The organism is Streptomyces sp. HUAS MS02 (assembly GCF_055702265.1).
In genome coordinates, this window is sequence record NZ_CM146747.1 from 4481304 (window position 1) to 4502557 (window position 21254).

Consider the following 21254-nt stretch of genomic DNA (forward strand, 5'->3'; position numbering starts at 1 on the left):
GTGGCCTTCCGGTCTCTCCCTCCTCCTCCCCGCCACCCACTCTCCGGCCGGACAGTTGCGTCGGCATGCCCCCTCACCGGGAACAAGCGAATAGGCGATCCATGATTCTGACCGGGACCGAAATCGAACGTGAACGCAAGAATGGTCGGATAACGATCGAGCCGTTCACTCCGGAACAGGTCAATCCCAACAGCTACAACTTCCGCCTGGGCAAGACCCTGAGGGTCTACCAGGACATGCCGCTCGACGCCCGGCAGACCAACCAGTACGAAGAGATAGAGATACCGGACGACGGCTACGTCCTGGAGCCCGGTCGGCTCTATCTCGCCCACACCATCGAGCGGCTGGGCAGCGAACACTACGCGCCCACCTTCGCCGCGCGCTCCTCCGTCGCCCGGCTCGGCCTGTTCATCAACCTGTCCGCCAGCCTCGGGGACATCGGCTACACCGGCCAGTGGACTCTGCAGCTCTACAGCATGAACCGCGTCCGCGTGTACCCCGGTATCAATATCGGCCAGATGATGTGGTGGCGCCCGCAGGGCGACATCATCCTCTACGACGGCAAGTACCAGGGCTCCGTCGGCCCCCGGTCCAGCGATATTCATGTGGACTTCGACAAGCAGTTCGCACGTCAGCGCTTTCCGGGGCTGGGCGCGACCTTCGAGCCGAGCGAAGTGGGTCCCAAGTTCGCCCAACTCGGCTTCTCCAGCCACGCTTTCAAGGTGCCGACCGCATTCTGCGTGCCGGCGGGTGAATTTGCGGACGCGCTGACCGACGAGCAGAAGACGTCACTCGCGGACACCTTCGCCGATCTCAAAGCCACGGTTGGCGCCTTCTTCACGGACTCCGTCGCGAAGATCCAGAAGATCAGTGCCGAGATCCGCGTCCCGGAGCAGGCCCGCGCACTTCTCGCCGCCCGGGTGACCGAGGTCTTCGGCGACGTGGACGGGGTGGAGCTGGCGGTCCGCTCCTCGGGCCTGGACGAGGACACCGAGGACTCGAGTCTCGCCGGCGTGCACCAGTCCGTCCTGGGCGTTCGTGGTGTCGACGCGGTGATCGACGCCATCGAGCGGTGCTGGAGGTCCTACTACGAGGCTCCGGCGGTCGCAGCCCGGATCCGAGCCGGGAACTTCCGGTCCACGCCGCGCCTCGCGGTGATCGTCCAGCGTCTGGTGCGGCCGACGCTGGCCGGTGTGGCGTTCACCGGACTCGACGGCGCCGACGACGACGTGGTCGTCGAGTACGTCGAGGGGCTCGCCGACGCGCTGGTCGCCGGTGTCGCCGTACCGCGTCGTACCGACTCGGCCGAGGTGGCCGCCGGGCCGTCGCCACAGACCGAAGCGGACCACCCTGTGCTCGTCGAGGTCATCGACATGGTCCGGCGCCTGCGCGAGAGCCGGGGCCACCACGTGGACGTCGAGTGGGCGGCCGACGCGGACGGTGTCCACCTCGTCCAGGTCCGGCCGCTGACCGCGGCCCGTGAGGTGTCCACCACCTCCCCCGTGCCGGTCGCCGAGGGCCACCGGCTCTACCTCGACGAACTCCCTTCCTCCTTCAACCTCGGCGCGGTGGCGGCCGTGTACGGCGGCTACACCGCCAAGCGGGGGCCCGCCCACCGGATGGCCCACGAGCACGGTGTGTCCACCGGAGCGGGCTGGGTCGTGCGGTTCAACGGCAGGGGCCTGCACGGTGCGGAGACCGCGGCGTCCCTGAAGGCGATGCTGAGCGGCGGCACCGACGAGTGCGTGCTGGACTTCGGCGACACCCTGCGCCAGATCGTGGTGCCCAAGGAGGAAGTGCTGCCCCAGCTCGCGGTCACCACCGGGGCGTCCGCGGACGGTACGGCGCTGCACAGCGTGGTCGTACGCGACTTCATCCGCGGCGAACTCGGAGTGATCTCCCGTCAGGTGGGCGAGACGGGCCTGGTCGTCGAGTACACGGACGAGGGCCTGATGGCCCTGAACCGGGGCACGGCCGGCGGCGAGACGATCGTCGTCAAGGACGTGACGGCGGGTCATGACGACCCCGCCAACGCCACGTTCCCGCCCGCCGGGGTCGTCCTGCGTCCGCACCTCGACGAGATCGCCAGCTTCACCGCGGCCATGCACACCAAGCACGGGCCTGTCACCCTGGAGTGGGTGTACGACAACGGCACCCTCTACTTCGTCGACTACTCGGTGCTCGGCGGCGACGACTCCGTCACCGTCTCCCACGGCGAGGTCTGCATCTCGCCCGGCACGGCCCGCGGACCGCTGCTGCGGCTCGACGACGACGCGCTGCTGCGCCGGCTCTCCATCGGCCCGGCCGTGAGCATCGACAAGTCCCAGGACGTCAGCGAGCACGAGGGACTGGCCCGGATCCTCGACCTGGTCTCGTCTTACGACGAGAAGCCCGTGGTCAGCGCCTCCCGGCCGTACGCCGTGCTCTCCGTCCTCATCGAGCACGTCGCCGGATTCGTCTTCGACCAGGGATCCGCGCTCGGACACCTGGCGATCCTGCTGCGCGAGGCCCGGATCCCCGCGGTGACCGCCGCCGGAATCACCGGAGCCGAGGCAGTGATCAGCGACGGCACCGTCGCCACGACCGGCCGCAAGGGAGAATGAACGTGAGCGACACCTCCGTACCGACGGCGAACACGGCCGGCCGCCGCCGGGCCTGGCTGGCCCTGGGCGGGCTCCACCTGCTCAACGGAACGGCCCCGCTCGCCGGCACCGACGCGGTGGTCCTCGTGGAGCTCGACGCTCCCGTGGAGCAGCCCTTCCCCAGCAACACGGTCGTGGTGCGCTGGGACCGGCTCGGACCGCTGGAACTGTCCGCCCGAACCGTCGACGGCTCCCGTCGGCACACGCTCAAGGCCCAGGGCGACGACCTGTTCCCCGGCATGCTGCCGGGCGAGGCCCTGCGGGCGGCGGTGGCCACGGTCACCGACGGGCGGACCGGCCCCCTGGTGCCGCTCTTCTATGTGACGGCGGAGGGCGACCGGGCCCATGTGCACAGCCAGATCAGGTTCCTGGCCGAGGACGCCTGCTTCATCCGGATCACACCCGAGCCGGTGGCCGCGTCCGAGGTCGAGAGCCTGGGGTGGCTGCCGGAGGCGGTGCGGCTGCACGCGGAACGGTTCCTCTTCCTCAACAACCACCAGCGCTACTACCGCAAGTGCTTCGCCGGCAAGGAGCTGGAGTACAAGTACACGCTCGCCCCGCCCGTCGACTCCTGGACGCTGACGGTCGAGCTGTACCAGGAGATGCTGGCCGGCGGGCTGCCGGGCTACATCATGGAGTACCGGGACGAATACCAGGCCTGGGACTACCTGAACCACCTCTTCGAGATCACCGGCCCCGAGGAGGAGCGCGGCTACGCCTCCTTCATCCCCACCACCGACGGCAAGCACCTGCTGAAGCGCAAGTGGTACGCGGAGGACACCTTCGAGCGCCGGGAATCGCACACCTACGGCCTCGACCTCGCGGACGACGGCCGCTTCGAGCAGTACGTCCGGGAGGAACTCCAGGTCCAGGCCGTGCGGCTGCCGTCGTTCCGACGGGTCCGCTACGACATCAACTTCGAGTCCGTGCGCACGGGGCACGTCTACGGGATCTTCTTCGACCACTGCAGTCTCGTCGAAGCCCGCGACATGACCCTCAACCAGTGCGAGCTGGAGTACCTGCGCAGCCGCGTCGCCGTCGAGCCGGACGAGGCGGAGGTGCTCGCGGAGATGACGGAGATCGTCGCCTGGCTGGAATCGTTCCTGCGGGCTCGTGGCCTCAACGACGAGCGGGGCTTCTACTCCAAGCGGACCTTCCTCCAGGACGCCGTGGCCGCCCGGCCCGACCTGGCGCGGAAGGTGGACCGATGACGGGCACGCCGGTGCGAGCCGTCCTGCTCGACCTGGAGGGCACCCTGTACGCCCGGGGAACCGCCGTCGACGGTGCGGTGGAAGCGGTGGCCGCCCTGCGCGGACTCGGGATCGGGCTGCGCTTCCTGACCAACACCGACTCCAGGACGGCGGACCGGATCCACGCCGAACTGGCGGGGTACGGGCTGACGGTGGCGGTGGACGAACTGTTCACCCCCGTGGTCGCGGCCACGCAGCTGCTCACCGCGGCCGGGGCACGCACCCGCGCGCTGGTCTCGCGGGAGCTGAGCGCGGTACTGCCCACGCTGGCCGACGAGCCGCCGTACACCCATGTGCTGATCGGGGACTGCCGGGACACGCTGGACTACGCGACGCTCGACAGCGCCTTCCGGGCGGTGCGCGACGGGGCCGAACTGCTCGCCCTGCAGACCGGCCGCTACTTCAAGCGGGCCGACGGCGACCATCTGGACACCGGTGCCGTGGTGGCCGCCGTCGAGTACGCGTCGGGCGCGCGGGCCCGGGTGCTGGGGAAGCCCGCCACCGACTTCTTCGAGCTCGCGGCCAGGTCCCTGGAACTGCCCGTCGGCGCGTGTGTGGTGGTGGGCGACGACGCCACCACCGACATCGCCGGTGGCCGGGCCGCGGGCATGCGGACCGTGCAGGTACGGACGGGCAAGTTCACCGACCAGCGGGCCGAGGGGCTCACCGGCCGGGCCGACCACGAGATCGACTCCGTGGCCTCTCTTCCCGGGCTGCTGCGCGAGCTGGTCGCCGTATGACGGTGTACTGGGTGGTGTGGGACGCGGCGGCGCACTGGGTCGTGGACCGGCTGGAGCGGGAGGGCGCCCTGCCCTCGCTGCGCCGCATGCGGGAGCGCGGCGCCTTCGCGGCCGCCCGTCCTGCGCACCCCAACTGCCAGACCCCGCCGTCGCTGGCGACCCTGTTCACGGGTGCCTGGCCCCGCGAGCACAAGGTCACGGGGTACACCGTGCCCGGCGCGGGCGAGGGCATCGCCAGCCATGTCAGCGGCTTCTCACCGGGGTTCCCCGCGGTTCCGCCGGTCTGGGAGACCCTGTCGGAGCGCGATCTCAGCAGCGCGCTCGTGCACGCCCCCTGGGTCTTCGACCACGAGGACCAGGTCGGCCCGCACATCGACGGCGCGGTGGAGGCGTACAGCCGACGCGTGACCCGGCCCGCGGCACGGGAGCTGGACGCCCCGCACCAGGACTGGCGGATCGGTGGGTTCCGGGTCGGGGTCTCGGTGGAGGCAGGGCTCTCCCGGCGGGTCCGGGTGCGGGTGCGGGTCTCCGGGGCTCCGGGGGGCGGCGGTGCCGACGAGCCGCTGCTCGAACCCGGCGGCGGCTGGCAGCCGCTGGAACTGGACCGCGAGCACGGCACCTGGATCTCCTGCGTCGAAGCCCGCGGCCGGCTCCTGCTGGTGCACACCGGGGTCTGGCGGCCCCGTTCCGCCGGACGCAATCGCAAGACGCTGCAGCGGTTCGCCCAGTGCCCGCCGTTCGCCGGTGAGGGGGTGGGCCCGCTCTACCGGGAGGGGGTCTTCGGCCCCCGGCTGGCGGAGGGCGGAGACGGCAGCGCCGAGGAGGTGTTCCTCTCCTCGGTGGAGTGCGTGGCCCGCTCCTTCGGCGCCGCCGCCGATGCCGTACTGGAGACGCACGAAGCAGATCTGGTCGTCGTCTACCTGCCGATGACGGACGACGTCGGTCATGAACTGCTCGGCTGGTGCGACGAGAAGAGCGCCGCCCACCGCGCGGACATCTCCGAGACGGTGTGGTCGTACATCCGGCGTTGCTACCAGTGGTCCGACTCCGTGCTGGGCCGGATGCTCGACCGTGCGGGGCCCGAGGACACGGTGGTGCTCGGCGCTGACCACGGCATGGTCGGGAGCACTCATCTGGTCCACGTCAACGACCGGTTGGCGCAGGCCGGCCTGGTCCGGACGGGCCCGGACGGGAGCCTCGACGCCGACGGCTCGGCGGTGTTCTACCACCCGGCGAACAACGGCTCCCTGTGGGCCGGGCCGAGCCTGGCCGGCGATCCCGTACGGGCCCGGGCCGCCATGGAGCGGGCCCGCACCGCCCTGGACTCCCTCACCGATCCCGATACGGGGCGGCCCGTCGTGGCCGGCTTCCTGGACCGGGACGGCACCCGTGCGGCCGACCTGGGCTCCGACCCCTTCGTCGCCTATGTCGCCCTCGCCGACGACTACCAGCCGACCGCCCAGATCCTGGGCGAGGAGAAGGTGGTGCGGCGGGTCCCGAAGACGGGCGCCCACGTCGTCTACACCGGTGACAGCAGGCTCCATGCCGTCCACGCGGCCGTCGGTCCGGGCATCACGGCCGACGGCCGGGCGGGCGTCATCGACAACACCTGGCCGGCCGCACTGGTCCTCGGCCAGCTCGGCGTGGACCCCGCCGTGGCGGGCGCGCACACCCCCGGCACATTCGAACCGACCGACGAAAGTTGATGGTATGCCGTCCGGCTTTCCCCACGTCCTGGCCCCGGCCGACCTGACAGCACACCGCCACGCCCATGTGGCCGCGTTCCTCGAGAGCCGGTCCCTGGACGCCGAGTGGCTTTCCGACCTGATGCGCGAACGGGTCGGCGAGGGGCTGCTGATGCTGACCAGCTCCCCGGTGCACGGGCTGGCCAACCCCACCAGTGACCTCGACTTCATCCGCATCCAGGAGGCCGAGATCGACGGCCCCCGGATCTCCACCAAGATCTTCGAGAACGGGCACCACCTGGAGGTCGTCTCCTTCAGCCGGGCCGAGCTCGCCTCCAACCTGGACGAGCTGCACCGGCTCGCCGGCCTGCCGGCCGAGGAGACCGTGGCCGGCTTCCGGGCCTGGGACAAACTGCGCGAGCCGCGCCGCAAGCAGACCGAACGCATTGTCAACGGCATCACCCTGGACGGCTCCGCGCCGTATCTCGACTGGTTGCCCCCGCTCAGCCGGGTCTGGAGCCGGGCCTCTCTGCAGACCGCCGTCGAGCAGGCCGTCCACTGCGTGCTGGCCGAGGCCGCCGGGGAGACCCGCGGGCGGGTCGGCTACGCGTACAACGTGCTCCTGCACCTGATGGACGCACTGTTGTCGCACCACGGCGACGTCTACACCACACGCAAGTGGTACGCGCTGCGCTGGACGCGGCTCGTGGCCGAGGGCGGCTGGCACGACGACCGGCTCCAAGCGGTCGCCTCGGACGTGGAGCGGCTGCGCAAGGGCGTGGGCGCCGCCCTGAGTCCGGCCGCCGCCGGCGAGCCGCTGGCCGGGGCGTTCGCCGCGCTCGCCCTGGACGCCGTACGGGCCACCGGTACCGCCGAGACGGTCACCGTGGGCGCCGAACTCACCGGATCCGTCCAGCCGTTCCTCGCCGGCTCGACGCTCGTGCTGGGCTCCGGAAACGGGGTGGTGCTCCCCGGTGTCGGTGCCGAGAGGGACCTTCCGCTCACCGGCCCCGCCGTCGGCCTGGACGAGTTGGCCGGGCTCGACGCGAAGTCCGCGGCCTCGCTGCTGCGTGCGCTCCGCGCGGGCGCGGCCGCGCTGCGCGTCGGCTACCCGGTCACGGAGGCGGGCCGATGACCACGTACGGGAACAAGGAGTCGGACATGACCGAGGGCCGCACGCCCCGCACCACACGGGCCGCCGCCGAACTGACGGCGTTCCCCTCGGTACGGGCCGGGCACGTCATGGCCGGCCCGCGGGCCGTCGAGGCCTGGGTGCAGGCCGCCTGGCTGATGCTGGCCGAGGGGCGGGCGTACATCGAGGATCTCGAAGGAGGCACCGAGCAGCCGCAGATGCAGCAGGCCGCGAAGCTCCGTTTCCTGGAGCAGCTCCTGGACATCGACCAGCGGCTGGCCGGCCGCGCCCCGGTGGACGACGCCCACTGCCTGGCGGTCGCCCTGGAGTACGGGATGCGAGAGGTGGTCGACGCCACCGGCCCCGAACTGGCCGAGGTCTTCGGCCTGTACGAGGAGTTCGGCGGCGACAGCTGCGCGGTCGAGGAGATCCACACCCTGTGGGAACGGCTGCTGGCCGCCTTCCCCGGCGAGCTGCCCGACCGGCTGGTGGCCGAGGGGCAGCGGGACATGCTGCACACCCTGCGGGTCTGGGCCGTCCTCGCCCGCGCGGCCGGGCTCGACATCGGATTCCTGGCCCCCTTCATGAAGGCCGCCTGAAACAGAGAGGTGAGGTGAACATGCCTGAGATTCAGGCGGAGCTGCTCGTCGAGGGGCGAACCCCCGACGAGATGTGGGCACTGGTCAAGGACAGCGCGGGCATCGCGTCGCGGGCCCGACACGTGGTCGCCGTGCGCCCGCTGTCGCAGCAGGACAAGACCTTCCGGCTCAACGAGTGGAAGGTGCTGCTCAACGGCAGCGAGGTGACCTGGGTGCAGCGGGAGGCCGCCGGCCCGGGCCTGCGGCTGCGCTTCGAGCAGACCACCGGCGACCTGGAGCAGCTGTCGGGCGAGTGGGCCGTCACCGCCGCGCCGGCCGGGACCCGGGTCCGGCTCTCCCTCGCGTTCGAGCTGGGCGTCGACGGCCTGGCCCCGCTCCTCGAACCCATCTGGTCCCAGTCCTTCCAGGCCCACGCGGACGCGCTGATGCGCTCCGTGTCGGCCTGCGCCGCAGCACACCGTGCACCGGAGAAGAACCTGACATGAGTCTGTACCTGAACTTCCTGCACACCACCGTGCGGTTCGACGTGGCCGAGGACGCGGAGGCCGTCTTCGAGCCGGTGCGTCGCTTCTTCCGGCACCTGATCTCCGCCGAGGCGGCCCACGAGCCGACCTTCCGGATCGACGTGCACGGCTACGACCCGGAAGCGGATGTCGCCGCCGAGATCTGGGAGACGCCCCAGTCGATCGTGCGCCGCAGCAACGCCGCCGAGTTCAACTTCGACGCGCACATCGTGGACGGGGGCGGCCGTCGCCGGTACATCAACCGGGCGACCCTGCTCGACGCTCCCGTGGACACCGCCAAGGACAACACCTTCGCGCTGCGCATCACCGAGAAGTCCACCGTCCAGGTCCTCGACTTCGTCCGCGATCTCGTGATCCGCAACGAGGAGAACCTCGGCACGGTCGTCCTCCACGCCTCGGGGGTACACCGCGACGGCGAGGCCGTGATCATCGCCGGGCCGAAGGGCGCAGGCAAGACGACCACCCTGCTCTCCGTCCTGCGGCGGCCGGGATGGCGGTACTTCACCGGCGACAAGCTGTTCTGCACGATCGAGGACGGCACGGTCCTCGTCCACCCGTGGCGCGACTACCCGTACGTGGGCGTGGGCACCATCCGGGCCGACGCGCGGCTGGAGCAGATGGTCCGCGACGGCGTCGACGACCAGGTGGACACGTACGAGCCCGGCCACAAGATCCTCATGGACCCCGACGTCTTCGAGTCCTGGCTCGGCGCGGAGTTCACGGCCGAACCCAGGCGACTGACCGCGCTGCTGCTGCCCGAGGTCAGGCCCGGGGAGCCGCTGACCGTCCGGCACCTCACGGACGACAACGAACGCTGGGCCCATCTGAACAAGATCGTGGACCGGCAGGTCGACACGACCTTCTTCACCTGGCAGTCGTACCTGGTCCCGGACTACACGCGGTTCTACCGCTCACTGGGCGAACTGCGCACCGTGCTGGACTCCGTGGCCATGGTCCGCCTGCACGGCACTCTCGACGTCGACCCGGACGTGGTCCTGGGCAGTCGCCCCACCGGCACCGGCACGACCCCCGAACAGGAGAACCGATGACGACGACCGAAGCCCGCCGCCCCCTCCGGGTAGCCGTCGTCGGCCTGGCCGGCGCGGGCAAGTCCACCTGCGCCACGTTCATCGAGGAGTTCGCCCGGGACAAGGGCCTGGCCTACGCCCGGGTCAAGCTCGCCGCCCCGCTGTACGACCTGCAGCAGCAGGTGTATCGCAGGGCGGGCGGCTCCCTCCACGAAGGAGCCCAGGACCAGGTCCTGATGGAGGCGCTCGCCGACGCGATGCGCCGGATCCGGCCCGAGTCGCTGGCGGACGACTTCGCCGCGCGGCTCGCCGCGGTCGACGCGGATCTCGTCGTCAACGACGATCTGCGCGACCCGCACGTGGACGCCCCGGCGCTGCGCGGTCACGGGTTCCGGGTCCTGCGCATCACCTGTGCCGAGGAGCTGCGCCAGGTGCGGCTGGCCGGCCGCGGCGACCCGTCGCGCGCGGACCGCTCCACCCGGGAGATCGACCTGATCGAGCCGGATGCCGTGATCGACAACGGGGCGGGCCTGGACACCTACCGGTCGGCTGTCCACGAGCTGCTGGGGAGCTGGCTGTGATTCTGAGCGGGCCCGAGATCCTGTCCGAGGTACGAGCGGGACGTATCCACATCGACGACTTCGACGCGGAGCGCATCGAGCCGAACAGCTACGGCTTCAGGCTCGCCGACGACATCCTCTGGTACGAGCAGGACGTCATCGACTGCTTCGAGCCGCCCCAGGCCGCGCACGTGAAGATGGGTGCCGAGGGCATGGTCCTCGAACCGGGCCGCTTCTACCTCGGCGGCACCATGGAGGCGATGGGAAGCCCGCACTACGCCGCCACCCTCTACGCCTGCCGGTCCGCCTCGACGCTCGGCATCTGGATCCAGTTCTCCGCCCCGCTCGGACACAGCGGCGCCGTCTTCCCCTGGACACTGGAGATGAAGGTCGCTCACCCGGTGCGGGTGTACCCGGGCATGATGATCGGCAAGCTGGCCTTCTGGTCCATGCAGGGCGAGGCCGTCGGCTACGACGGCAAGTACACGGGCTCCTCCTCCGCCGTGGCCTCCCGCTTCAGTCTGGACGCCCGTGTCACAGGTTGACCTCTTCCGCGTACTGATGGCCCTGGCCCTGCTCCTGGCATCGGCACACGCGGTGGGGCGACTCTTCGCCAGGTTCCGGCAGCCCCCGGTGATCGGAGAGATCGTCGGCGGGCTGCTCCTGGGGCCGACCGTACTGGGCCAGCTGCTGCCGGAGGCGCAGACCTGGCTCTTCCCCGGGACGGGTCCCGTGGCGTCCGGGCTGTCGCTGGTCTACCAGGTCGGCATGCTGCTGCTGATGTTCACCGCGGGCGTGGAGATGCGCACGGTCTTCTCCCGCAGGGACAGCCGCTCCGTGGTCCTGATCGCGGTGGCGGGCATGGTCGTGCCCTTCGCACTCGGCCTGCTCCTGGTCAGGGCGATCGACACCGGGGATGTGCTCGGGCCGGCCGCCGACGTGCCGGCCCTGGCCCTGGTCGTCGCCTGTTCCATCGCGATCACCAGCATCCCGGTGATCTCCCGGATCATGCTCGACCTGGGCATCATCCGGACCCCGTTCGCACGGATCGTGCTGTCGGTCGCGGTGCTGGAGGACATCGTCCTCAACGTGGTCCTGTCCGTGGCGCTGGGCATGGTCGCGGGCGGCGAGGAGAACGGCTTCGGCCTGGCGCACACCCTGGGGATCAGCTCGGCGAACGGCTCGGCGGCCTACCACTCCATGGCGTCGGTGGCCTTCTTCGGTCTGATGGTGCTGGCGGCAGCGGCGCTGCGGCGCCTGCCGGGCGCCACGTCCGGTACGGGGGACCGGCCACTCGGCCGGGTGGCGGTCCGGATGGCCGTCGTCCTCGCCGTGGCCGCGAGTTGTGTGTTCCTCGGGGTCGCCCCCATGTTCGGCGCGTTCGTCGTGGGTCTGCTGTCCGGCATGACCGGGGGCCTCTCGCGGAGCGACGCGCTCGGCCATCTCCGGGGTTTCGCGTCCGGGTTCTTCATCCCGGTGTACTTCGCGGTCGTCGGCCTCAAGCTGGACCTGGTCCACTCCTTCGACCCCTGGCTCACCGTGGGATTCATCCTGGTGGCCTGTGTCGCGAAGGCGTCCAGTGCGTACGGCGGGGCCCGGCTGGCCAAGCAGCCGAAGGCGGAGTCCCTGGACCTCGCCGTCGCGCTGAACGCGCGCGGCGGGCCGGGCATCGTGCTCGCCACCGTCTCCTACGACGCGGGGATCATCAACGCCTCGCTGTTCACCACGCTGGTGCTCACCGCCGTCTTCACCTCACAGTTCGCCGGCTGGTGGCTGGAGCGGGCCGTGGGCCGGGGGGCCTTCTCCCACGACCCGGACGATCAGGAGCCGATGCCGAACGATCGCGACCCGATGCCGGCCGATCCCGATCCGTCCGTGGACGGGCAGCGCACGCGGCCCGTGAAGGCCGCGGCGGACTGAGCACGCCCGGGCACCTCCCTCGCCCTCCTTCTCCGCACCCCTTCCTCCCCCTCCTCCGCCTCCTCCCCCGCACCCTCGCGACCACCGGAGCCCTGCCTTGGCCAAGCCGCGCACAGCAACGACGACCAAGCACATCTTCGTCACCGGGGGTGTCGCCTCCTCGCTCGGCAAGGGCCTGACGGCCTCCAGCCTGGGGGTGCTGCTGAAGGCTCGGGGGCTTCGGGTCACGATGCAGAAGCTGGACCCGTACCTCAACGTCGACCCCGGCACGATGAACCCCTTCCAGCACGGCGAGGTGTTCGTCACCGACGACGGCGCCGAGACCGACCTGGACATCGGCCACTACGAGCGCTTCCTCGACGTCGACCTGGACGGCTCGGCGAACGTGACCACCGGACAGGTGTACTCGACGGTGATCGCCAAGGAGCGGCGCGGCGCGTACCTGGGCGACACCGTGCAGGTCATCCCGCACATCACCGACGAGATCAAGCACCGCGTCCGCCGCATGGCGGCGGACGGGGTCGACGTGGTGATCACGGAGGTCGGCGGCACGGTCGGCGACATCGAGTCGCTGCCGTTCCTGGAGACCGTCCGCCAGGTCCGTCACGAGGTCGGCCGCGACAACGTCTTCGTCGTCCACATCTCGCTCCTGCCCTACATCGGCCCCTCGGGAGAGCTGAAGACCAAACCCACCCAGCACTCGGTCGCCGCCCTGCGGAACATCGGCATCCAGCCGGACGCGATCGTGCTGCGCGCCGACCGCGACGTACCGGCGGCGATCAAGCAGAAGATCTCGCTGATGTGCGACGTCGACGAGGCCGCCGTGGTCGCCGCGATCGACGCCAAGTCGATCTACGACATCCCGAAGGTCCTGCACAGCGAGGGCCTGGACTCCTATGTGGTGCGCAAGTTGCGCCTCCCTTTCCACGATGTGGACTGGACGCGGTGGGACGACCTGCTGGATCGCGTCCACAACCCCGACCACGAGGTCACCGTCGCTCTGGTCGGAAAGTACGTCGACCTGCCCGACGCCTACCTCTCGGTCGCCGAGGCGCTGCGCGCGGGGGGTTTCGCCAACAGAACGCGGTGCAAGATCAAGTGGGTGGAGTCGGAGAAGTGCGGAACGGAGGACGGTGCGCACAAGCAACTCTCCGACGTGGACGCCGTCCTGATACCCGGCGGCTTCGGCGACCGAGGTGTCTCCGGCAAGATCGGCGCCATCCGGTACGCCCGTGAGAACAAGGTGCCGCTGCTCGGTATCTGCCTGGGCCTCCAGTGCGTCGTGATCGAGGCGGCCCGCAACCTCGCCGGCATCCCGGACGCCGACTCCACCGAGTTCGACGCGGCCACCGCCCACCCGGTCGTCTCCACCCTGGCGGAGCAGCTCGACATCGTGGCCGGCGAGGGCGACCTGGGCGGCACGATGCGCCTCGGCACCTACCCGGCGAAGCTCGCCGCGGGCTCCCTCGTACGCGAGGTGTACGGCGGCGAGGAGTACGTCGCGGAACGCCACCGCCACCGCTACGAAGTCAACAACGCCTACCGCACGGACCTGGAGCGGAAGAGCGGCATCGTCTTCTCCGGCACCTCCCCGGACGACCGGCTCGTCGAGCATGTCGAGTACCCGCGGGACATCCACCCCTACCTGGTCGCCACGCAGGCACACCCCGAACTGCGCTCACGGCCGACCCGCCCGCACCCGCTCTTCGTGGGCCTGGTCGGAGCAGCCGTCGACCGCATCACCTCCACCCCCTGCGCGGCACCCCGCGCCCACACATGAAGGATCCCCGTATGAGCACCCCCCAGGGCCCGCGCCCCGTCGTCGCCATCGTCGACGCCTACTCCACCGCGAGCCATCTCGCGCCGCTCTTCCATGCCCGGGGCTACGACTGCCTCCATGTGCGGAGTCTGGAGGAACCACCCCCGGTCTTCGGAGCGTCCTTCCGGCCCGACGACTTCCTGGACACCGTCGTCCACCGCGGCGACGTGGCCGAGACGCTGGCCGCCATCGCCCCCTACAGCCCGGTCGCGCTGCTGCCCGGCGCCGAGATAGGTGTCGAACTGGCCGACATACTCAGCGAGGCACTGGACCTGCGGACCAACGGAACAGCGCTGAGCACCGCTCGGCGGGACAAGTTCCGGATGGTGGAAACGGTCAAGGCCGCCGGCGTGCCGGCCGCCGACCAGATTCTCGCCGGCGATCTCGACACCCTGCTGGCCTGGTACGGCGAAACCGACCGGACCGTGGTCCTCAAGCCGGTGCGCAGCGCGCTCAACGACGGTGTGTCCTTCTGCTCCACCGCCGCGGAAGTCCGTTCCGCCTTCGAGGCACTGGTCGGCGCCGAGAGCGCCCTGGGACTGCGCAACGACGCGGTGGTCGCCCAGGAGTACCTGGTGGGGGCCGAGTACTACGTCAACACGGTCAGCCTGGACGGAAAGCACTACGTGTGCGACCTGTGGAAGACCCAGCACCTCGGCGTCAACGGGGTCCGGGATCTGCTCGGCGGATCGGCGCTGATGGTCCGCCAGGGTCCCGAACAGGACCTGTTGGCCGCCTACGCCTTCTCCGTGCTCGACGCCCTGGGCATCCGCAACGGCCCCGCGCACACCGAGCTGAAGCTCACCCCGCAGGGCCCCCGGCTGGTCGAGACCGGCGCCCGGGTCTGCGGCGCGATGCTCCCGCTGCTCACCCGGGCGGCGATCGGTGAGAGCCAGTTGGAGTGGACGGTGCTCGCCTACACCGACCCGGCAGGTTTCGAGGCCCGTCGGCACACCGACTACGAGGTCGCCCGGCACGCGGTCTGCGTCAACATGATCGCGCCGGAGGGCGGCAAGCTCGTCGACTACCCGAAGCTGTCCGAACTGCGCGCCCTGGAGAGCTTCCACGACGTGCTCCTGAAGGTGCGGCCGGGCGAGGAGATGTCCCGGACGGTCAACGACCTCACCTACCCGATGCTCGTCCACCTGCTCCACGAGGTGGAAGGCGTGGTCACGCACGACTACATGACGGCCCGATACCTGGACGGCGAGGGCTTCTACGATGTCGTCTGAGCGCCGCCTCGCCCTCGCCGCCGGCCCCCTGCTGGTCCTCGGCTACTGCGTCATCAACTCCACCAAGTCGGTCTTCGAGGGCGCGCTGGTCCAGGGCCTGTCACCGGAGTTCATCGCCTTCAACTCCTTCGTCGTCGCCCAGGCCTTCTACTTCCTCACCCTGCGCGACAAGCAGGCGCTGAAGTCCGTGGTGCGCCGCTGTCTGCCCGACGTCATCATGCTGAACATCTCCACCGCGGTCTGCTGGATCGCGGTGCTGTACGCGTTCACCGTCCTCGAGCCCGCCGTGGCCAACTCTGTGATCATCGGGCTCGGCCCCACCATCACCATCGTGCTCGGCTTCAAGCTCCGTCCCGGCACGAAGGCCCTCCCGCTGGAGCTGGCCGCGGCCGCGGCCATGCTGGGGGCCATGGGCTACCTGCTGGCCATGGCGTCGGACGGGGCGTCGGCCATCGGTGAAGTGCCGACCGGGGAACTGGTCTTCGGGCTGGTGATGTGCTTCCTCACCTCGATCTCCCTGTCGGGGGTCACCTATTACACCAAGCGGCTGGGCGACGCCGGCATGACGGTTCCGCAGATGATGGCCTCGCGTTTCGTGGCCCTCATCGTGGCCACGCTCACCCTGCTCGTGGTCCGCGACAGCTTCGGGCCGTACTCCCCGGCGAACGTGGGGGCGATCCTCGCGATCAGCGTCATCGGGGTCATCCTCTCCCTCTACCTGCTGCAGCAGGGCATCGTGCGGACCGAGCCGATCACCGTCTCGATGCTGTTCGGGACGAACCTGCTGATCACCTACATCACCCAGTTCCTCGACCCGAGGCTGCACCAGTCGCAGCACACCTTCATCGGGATCATGGCGGTGTCCGCCGCGATGTGCCTGGGAACCTGGGCCCGTTGGCGCCACGGGAGGCGCCCGGGGAAGCAGGATCCCGCCCGTCAGCCGGCCGAAGAGGCCAAGGCATGACCGTACTGGCCCACCTCAGCGACCTGCACCTGGACGGCGGTGCCGAGAGCGCGGACCGTGTCCGGCGGGTGGTGGAGTACCTCACCACCCTGCCCGGCACGGTCGACGCCGTTCTCATCACCGGCGACATCGCCGATCACGGGACCGAGGCGGAGTACCGCCAGGCCCGCGAGGCACTGGCTCCGCTCCACGACCGTCACCCCGTCCTGCTGTGCCCCGGGAACCACGACTCCCGGCCGGAGTACCGCGAGGTCCTGCTCGGCCTTCCCGCCGGGCCCGCCCCGGTCGACGAGGTCCACGACATCGGCGGCGTACGGATCCTCATGTGCGACTCCTCCGTACCCGGGCGGCCCGAGGGCGCGCTGGAACCTCGCACGCTGCGGTGGCTCGACGAAACCCTCGCGGCCGCCCCCGACCGGCCGTCCTTCGTCGCCTTCCACCACCCGCCGACGCCGCTCGGCCTGCCGTACATCGACGGGATCGCCCTGCGCGAGCCGACGGCCCTGGCAAAGGTCCTCGAACGCCACGACCAGGTGCTCGCCGTGCTGTGCGGCCATGCCCACACAGCGGCCACGACCACCTTCGCCGGCCTGCCACTGCTCTGCGCCCCGGGCATCGCGTCCACGGCGCTCCTTCCCTGGGAGCAGGGACCCGAGGACTCCTGGAAGACCCGCGGAGCCCCACTCGCGCTCACCTTCCACCTGTACGAGGAGGGACGCGTCACCAGCCATGTCAGGGCCCTGTGAGTCCCCGCCCCCGCGGAGCCGACCAGGGCCGACCCGATCGTGTCGACCGACGAGGAGACACCGACATGAAGGCCCATGAGCCACACCCGGTCCACGGGTGGACGGACAACGGGTACGAAGGAGTGCGCGCCGCCTTCGCCGACGTGATCGACGCACAGCCCGGGGCCCCCGGACAGCAGCTGGCGGTGTACCGGAACGGGCGGCTGGTGGTGGACCTCTGGGCGGGTCCGGAGGTGGACGGTGACTCGCTCCTCGGCGTGTACTCGGTGAGCAAGGGCGCGGTGTTCATGGTCGCCGCCCTGCTGGTCCAGGACGGAGTCCTCGACCTCGACCGGGAAGTGGCCGCGTACTGGCCGGAGTTCGGGCAGGCCGGCAAGGCGGACATCACCCTGCGGCAACTGCTGGCCCACCAGGCCGGTGTGATCGGCGTCGACGAGCACTTCACCGTCGAGGAGCTGGCCGACGACCTCGTGCTCGCCGAGCGGCTCGCCGCACAGCAGCCCTACTGGAAGCCCGGCACGGCCTTCGGCTACCACGGCCTGGTCATCGGCGCACTCGTCGGCGAGGTCGTACGCCGTGCCACGGGCCGGACCCTGCACGACTGGTGGGAGCACCGGGTGCGCGGCCCGCACGGGCTGGACTTCCATCTGGGCCTGCCGCGGGAGCTGGAGCCCCGCTACCGGCCGATGCGCCCCGCCGCCCCGGAGCCCGGACAGATCCCCCCTCCCCCGGACCCTCCGGAGGGCCAGGACCTGGGCGCCATCGCGTTCAGCACCCGGTACCTGCCCGACCTGGCCACCTTCGCGAACGTCCGGCGCGTCCGGGAACTCGGCCAGGGTTCGGCGGGCGGTGTCGCGTCCGCACGGGGTGCGGCGGGCGCATACGCGGCCCTCCTCGGCGGTCTCGACGGGACGCCGCCGCTGTTCACCGCGGATACGGTCGCCACGTTCACCCGGCCCCAGTCGGTGGGGCCGGACGTCGTCACCGGAGCCGAGAGCCGGTTCGCGCTGGGCTTCCAGCTCTACGACGTCCGCTACCCCGCCCTCGGCTCCGATGCCTTCGGCCACTCGGGGGCGGCCGGCTCCGCCGCGTTCGCGAGCCCGCGCCTCGGCATCGCGTACGCGTACGTCCGCGACCGGTTCGCCGTGGGCGACGCCGCGGACCGTGAGAACACCCTGCTCATCAATGAGGTCCTGGCTGTCGGCTGAGGCCGCATCCGAAACGAATCCCGGCTCGGACGATCCCTGAGCCGGGATTCTCGTACTGCGGCTCCTGCCAGGGGTACCCGCGCCGGGACGATCAAGCCTGTCCGTGGGCGACAACGACGGCCTGGGCGTGGTGCGACTCGGAGACCGCCACCGAGGACCGCTCGGCTCGGCTCCGCTCTACCCGCCAGCCTCAGGGAGACGCCGTCGGGCCGGCGGGACGAGCGGGGCTTCTTCGGCCGGGCCACGCGCACCCCGCTCGGGCCGCAGCGCCGGAGCGCGTGTTCCGGTGGCGACGGGCCAGAGACTCTCCGACCGCCCTGGCTCTCGTCGGGGTGGCGGCGGGTGTCAGTGCGATGACAGGAGGAGGTCGGAGAGGTCCGAGCGGCGGCGGACCTTGAGTTTGCGGTACACCCGCGTCAGATGCTGTTCGACCGTACTCACCGTGACGAACAGCTCCTTGGCGATCTGCCGGTTGGACCTGCCCTCCGCCGCCAGTGAGGCGACCTTCCACTCGGCCTCTGACAGCCGGGACGCGGCCTGGCCGCCGCCCTGCGCGGGAACGGCCTCGCCCGGCGGTACCGGGGAGTCCGTATGCCGCCCCGGCGGGAACGGCGAGGGCAGCAGCACGCGTTCGGGCACACCGCACTGGTGGGCCAGGTCCAGCGCCTCGTTCCGGCGCGCGCGGGCCTCGCCCGTGTTCCCTTCGGCAAGGTCGAGCCGGCTCAGCTGAGCGAGGACACCGGCCCGCGAGAGTCTGCTGCCGGTGAGCCTGAGGACTCGCTCGGCCTCCTCCAGATGCGCTCTGCGCTGCTCCGGGAGCTCGGCCAGGGTCGCCAGGACCGTCAGGGCGCGGCCCCGGGCTTCCGTCGGCCGGGCGCCCAGCGCGGTGAGTTCCGCCCTCGCCATGCGCCGCGCCTCCTCCGGCTCACCGAGCGCCAGATGGGCCTCCGCGGCACTGGCACGCCAGCCGAGCAGGTCGAACCCCCGGGTGTGGGGCGGCTCGCACGCCGGTGCGCAGGAGACGAAGGCGTCCAGCGCCGCGCCCGCCTGTCCCGCGCTCAGGAGTCGGCGGCCCCGGGCCAGGTGGTACAGCGCGCCGAAGAACGACCCCTGCATCCCCCGGGGGACCGGGCGTTCCAGGTAGTCGGCCGCCCGGTCCAGGTCTCCCAGCGCGGTGTGGGCGTTGATCACGACCGACAGAGGGAGACCGATGGCGATGCCCCAGCTGTGGTCGGGTAAGAGGTCAAGGGCGGATGTGGCGCGTGACAGGGCGGTGCTCAGGTCGCCGAGACTCCAGCAGATGTGGGCGTGCAGCCCGGACAGGAAGGCGCGCCGGGCCGCGAGGCCACCGGGGGGCATCCGGCCCAGCAGTTCGGCACAGGAGCGGTCGGCGAGCCTCATCTCGCCTTCCCACACCAGCCTCAGTACGCCCATGAGGTCCCTGGTCCAGAACCGGCAGGCGTCGGAGAGTTCTTCGCGCCGCACAGTGGCCTCATGGTCCGGGACCGGCACCGGGGCTGGGCCGGGTCCGTGCGGCCGGGCGGAGTCGGCGCGGTCGTCCGCGAGGAGCGCCCATGAGTGCCCCAGCCGTCCGCCGGACGGCGGACCACCGGACACGGAGGACATGGCAGACACAACTGACACAGCGGGAGAGGCGGCGAGGTCTTCGAGCAGCTCCGGCCGCAGATAGCCGACCAGCGTCCGGAGGTCCCGTACCAGTTCCTCACCGTGGTCATGATCTGTTCCACACTGCTCGGTCACCCTGGCCAGTGTCTCCTGTGTGAGCTCCCGCCAGTTGAACCAGAGGTACCAGACCACCAGCAAACGCAGGGCATGGCAGTGGACCTGCCCCCTGCGCGCCGCGGTCAGCAGGCGTCGTACCTCCGGCTCCGCCGCCCCGGGATTGGTCCACCACAGGGTGCCGATCAGCGCCGTGGCGACCTCGTTGCGAATCCCGTCGTCGAGGTCCGCCCGGTCGGCCAGGCGCAGACAGGCGACGGCCTCGTCCGCCTGGCCGTCGAGCAGCAGGTGGTGCGAGGCGTACAGCAGCACCCGTACCTGCGAGATGTCCGGCGCGTCGTCGGCGACGACCAGGTACCGGGCGACGACGGCCGCCGGCGCTCCGTCGGAGAAGAGGAGCTCGCCGGCCCGCCGGTGCAGCCGTCGCAGGCGGGTGCCGTCCATCGAAGCCGCCACGAAACCGGGGAGAGCCGGGTGCCGGAACGCTCCCCCGGTCAGCATCCCCGCCGCTTCGAGCTCGTCGAAGTCCGTCCCCGTCGCGGCCGGGCACTTGTCCAGCAGCCGCGCCACCCGGGCCCGGGTGGCGTTCTCGCCGAGCACGGTCAGCGCCTCGACGCATGCGGCGAGGTCGGGATGACGGTTCATCACGCCGAGATAGGCGGTCCGGAAGCCGTCGCCGACCGGGACCGGGTCCCCTGGTCGAAGGGGGCCGGCCTGGACCACGTCATGGACAAGTGCCGTGGCCAGGGCGGGGTTCCCGCCGCTGATCGCGTGGACGTCGGGGCCCAGCCGGAGAGCGGTGTCGGCATCGGTCCGCTCCTGAAGCAGCCGGCTCACCTCGGCCTCCCGCAGCGTGGTGGTCTCGATCAGCCGGGAGCCGAGGCCGACCAACTCCAGCGGGTCGAGGATGCGGCCCCGGCAGGTGCGGGGAAAGGCCACTGCCACGGTGACGTCGTGGGATTCGACACGCCGGATGATGTGCAGGAGACACGACTGCGAAACCGGGTCCACTTGATGAGCGTCGTCGACGACGAGGAAGAGGGGTTGCCGGGCGGCACACTCGGCCATCTCGGAGACGACGTTCCGCAGCAGCCGGGCGGGGAGGTCGTCCGAGGGCGCCCCCGACGCCGCCCGGTCGATCAGCCGCAACAGCGCGGACCGCAGACTTCCCGGAATTCCCGGTGCGTGCGTGAGCTGAGAAAGTGCGGCGAAACGGATTTTGCGTTCGTCGTGAAATCCACTGACGGTCAGACATAACGCACCCGACTTCTCGGCCTGTCTTCTGATTTCCGCCAAGGTGTTGGTCTTGCCTGTTCCGGGGCCACCTTGGATTACCAGGATCCCCATCAAACCGTCCTATCCGCATGGAACACGGAGCTGTTCAGCTTCGATTGCCACGGCGCACGGGAGCGCTCCCATGCACTCCGGTGCGCCATGATCAACTCTACGACGCAATGCGGGTACT

Annotated in this window: 17 protein-coding genes; 16 read left to right on the forward strand and 1 reads right to left on the reverse strand. The window is 70.7% G+C overall.

Annotation, left to right across the window (positions count from 1 at the left end; translation table 11 throughout):
• Positions 1 to 101 precede the first annotated feature (101 nt).
• From ACZ9QC_RS19260 to ACZ9QC_RS19335, 16 genes are all read left to right on the forward strand, one after another.
• Complete coding sequence (locus ACZ9QC_RS19260; RefSeq protein ID WP_472921244.1) at positions 102 to 2603, forward strand: dCTP deaminase domain-containing protein; 2502 nt, start codon at positions 102 to 104, stop codon at positions 2601 to 2603.
• A gap of 2 nt (positions 2604 to 2605) precedes the next feature.
• Positions 2606 to 3853, forward strand: a complete 1248-nt coding sequence (locus tag ACZ9QC_RS19265) for a hypothetical protein (protein WP_472921245.1) — start codon at positions 2606 to 2608, stop codon at positions 3851 to 3853.
• On the forward strand, positions 3850 to 4632 hold the full coding sequence (locus ACZ9QC_RS19270; protein ID WP_472921246.1) for an HAD hydrolase-like protein: 783 nt from the start codon (positions 3850 to 3852) through the stop codon (positions 4630 to 4632). Before ACZ9QC_RS19265 ends, ACZ9QC_RS19270 begins: the two co-directional genes overlap by 4 nt.
• A complete protein-coding gene (locus ACZ9QC_RS19275) occupies positions 4629 to 6338 on the forward strand; it encodes an alkaline phosphatase family protein (protein ID WP_472921247.1) in 1710 nt (569 codons plus the stop codon). The genes ACZ9QC_RS19270 and ACZ9QC_RS19275 overlap by 4 nt, the downstream gene beginning before the upstream one ends.
• Positions 6339 to 6342: 4 nt before the next feature.
• Complete coding sequence (locus ACZ9QC_RS19280) at positions 6343 to 7452, forward strand: DUF6001 family protein (RefSeq protein ID WP_472921248.1); 1110 nt, start codon at positions 6343 to 6345, stop codon at positions 7450 to 7452.
• Complete coding sequence (locus tag ACZ9QC_RS19285; RefSeq protein ID WP_472921249.1) at positions 7449 to 8048, forward strand: DUF6031 family protein; 600 nt, start codon at positions 7449 to 7451, stop codon at positions 8046 to 8048. The genes ACZ9QC_RS19280 and ACZ9QC_RS19285 overlap by 4 nt, the downstream gene beginning before the upstream one ends.
• A 20-nt stretch (positions 8049 to 8068) precedes the next feature.
• Positions 8069 to 8533, forward strand: coding sequence for a type II toxin-antitoxin system RatA family toxin (locus ACZ9QC_RS19290; protein WP_472921250.1), 465 nt, complete (start codon positions 8069 to 8071; stop codon positions 8531 to 8533).
• Complete coding sequence (locus ACZ9QC_RS19295; protein WP_472921251.1) at positions 8530 to 9621, forward strand: hypothetical protein; 1092 nt, start codon at positions 8530 to 8532, stop codon at positions 9619 to 9621. The genes ACZ9QC_RS19290 and ACZ9QC_RS19295 overlap by 4 nt, the downstream gene beginning before the upstream one ends.
• Positions 9618 to 10181 carry a P-loop NTPase family protein gene (locus ACZ9QC_RS19300; protein WP_472921252.1) on the forward strand — a complete coding sequence of 188 codons (564 nt, stop codon included), beginning with the start codon at positions 9618 to 9620 and terminating at the stop codon, positions 10179 to 10181. The genes ACZ9QC_RS19295 and ACZ9QC_RS19300 overlap by 4 nt, the downstream gene beginning before the upstream one ends.
• A complete protein-coding gene (locus ACZ9QC_RS19305) occupies positions 10178 to 10705 on the forward strand; it encodes a dCTP deaminase (RefSeq protein WP_472921253.1) in 528 nt (175 codons plus the stop codon). The genes ACZ9QC_RS19300 and ACZ9QC_RS19305 overlap by 4 nt, the downstream gene beginning before the upstream one ends.
• On the forward strand, positions 10692 to 12080 hold the full coding sequence (locus tag ACZ9QC_RS19310; RefSeq protein WP_472921254.1) for a cation:proton antiporter: 1389 nt from the start codon (positions 10692 to 10694) through the stop codon (positions 12078 to 12080). Before ACZ9QC_RS19305 ends, ACZ9QC_RS19310 begins: the two co-directional genes overlap by 14 nt.
• A gap of 97 nt (positions 12081 to 12177) precedes the next feature.
• Positions 12178 to 13860, forward strand: coding sequence for a CTP synthase (locus ACZ9QC_RS19315; protein WP_472921255.1), 1683 nt, complete (start codon positions 12178 to 12180; stop codon positions 13858 to 13860).
• Positions 13861 to 13871: 11 nt separating this feature from the next.
• Positions 13872 to 15131 (forward strand): ATP-grasp domain-containing protein, encoded by a 1260-nt coding sequence (locus ACZ9QC_RS19320; RefSeq protein ID WP_472921256.1) that lies wholly within the window; start codon positions 13872 to 13874, stop codon positions 15129 to 15131.
• Positions 15121 to 16095 (forward strand): EamA/RhaT family transporter, encoded by a 975-nt coding sequence (locus tag ACZ9QC_RS19325; RefSeq protein WP_472921257.1) that lies wholly within the window; start codon positions 15121 to 15123, stop codon positions 16093 to 16095. Before ACZ9QC_RS19320 ends, ACZ9QC_RS19325 begins: the two co-directional genes overlap by 11 nt.
• A complete protein-coding gene (locus ACZ9QC_RS19330) occupies positions 16092 to 16841 on the forward strand; it encodes a phosphodiesterase (protein ID WP_472921258.1) in 750 nt (249 codons plus the stop codon). The genes ACZ9QC_RS19325 and ACZ9QC_RS19330 overlap by 4 nt, the downstream gene beginning before the upstream one ends.
• Positions 16842 to 16906: 65 nt before the next feature.
• The gene (locus ACZ9QC_RS19335) at positions 16907 to 18049 is read left to right on the forward strand and encodes a serine hydrolase domain-containing protein (RefSeq protein ID WP_472921259.1); all 1143 of its coding nucleotides are present in this window, start codon (positions 16907 to 16909) and stop codon (positions 18047 to 18049) included.
• A gap of 345 nt (positions 18050 to 18394) precedes the next feature.
• Here the strand turns inward: ACZ9QC_RS19335 and ACZ9QC_RS19340 are convergent, their stop codons facing one another.
• Positions 18395 to 21136, reverse strand: coding sequence for a helix-turn-helix transcriptional regulator (locus tag ACZ9QC_RS19340; protein ID WP_472921260.1), 2742 nt, complete (start codon positions 21134 to 21136; stop codon positions 18395 to 18397).
• Between the last annotated feature and the right edge of the window lie 118 nt (positions 21137 to 21254).

Excerpts from the sequence above, each read along its gene's own strand:
- ACZ9QC_RS19335 (WP_472921259.1), top strand. The coding sequence starts at position 16,907 with ATGAAGGCCCATGAGCCACACCCGGTCCACGGGTGGACGGACAACGGG.
- ACZ9QC_RS19270 (WP_472921246.1), top strand. The coding sequence starts at position 3,850 with ATGACGGGCACGCCGGTGCGAGCCGTCCTGCTCGACCTGGAGGGCACC.
- ACZ9QC_RS19325 (WP_472921257.1), top strand. The coding sequence starts at position 15,121 with ATGTCGTCTGAGCGCCGCCTCGCCCTCGCCGCCGGCCCCCTGCTGGTC.
- ACZ9QC_RS19340 (WP_472921260.1), bottom strand. The coding sequence starts at position 21,136 with ATGGGGATCCTGGTAATCCAAGGTGGCCCCGGAACAGGCAAGACCAAC.
- ACZ9QC_RS19290 (WP_472921250.1), top strand. The coding sequence starts at position 8,069 with ATGCCTGAGATTCAGGCGGAGCTGCTCGTCGAGGGGCGAACCCCCGAC.
- ACZ9QC_RS19295 (WP_472921251.1), top strand. The coding sequence starts at position 8,530 with ATGAGTCTGTACCTGAACTTCCTGCACACCACCGTGCGGTTCGACGTG.
- ACZ9QC_RS19285 (WP_472921249.1), top strand. The coding sequence starts at position 7,449 with ATGACCACGTACGGGAACAAGGAGTCGGACATGACCGAGGGCCGCACG.
- ACZ9QC_RS19260 (WP_472921244.1), top strand. The coding sequence starts at position 102 with ATGATTCTGACCGGGACCGAAATCGAACGTGAACGCAAGAATGGTCGG.
- ACZ9QC_RS19275 (WP_472921247.1), top strand. The coding sequence starts at position 4,629 with ATGACGGTGTACTGGGTGGTGTGGGACGCGGCGGCGCACTGGGTCGTG.
- ACZ9QC_RS19320 (WP_472921256.1), top strand. The coding sequence starts at position 13,872 with ATGAGCACCCCCCAGGGCCCGCGCCCCGTCGTCGCCATCGTCGACGCC.
- ACZ9QC_RS19300 (WP_472921252.1), top strand. The coding sequence starts at position 9,618 with ATGACGACGACCGAAGCCCGCCGCCCCCTCCGGGTAGCCGTCGTCGGC.
- ACZ9QC_RS19330 (WP_472921258.1), top strand. The coding sequence starts at position 16,092 with ATGACCGTACTGGCCCACCTCAGCGACCTGCACCTGGACGGCGGTGCC.
- ACZ9QC_RS19280 (WP_472921248.1), top strand. The coding sequence starts at position 6,343 with ATGCCGTCCGGCTTTCCCCACGTCCTGGCCCCGGCCGACCTGACAGCA.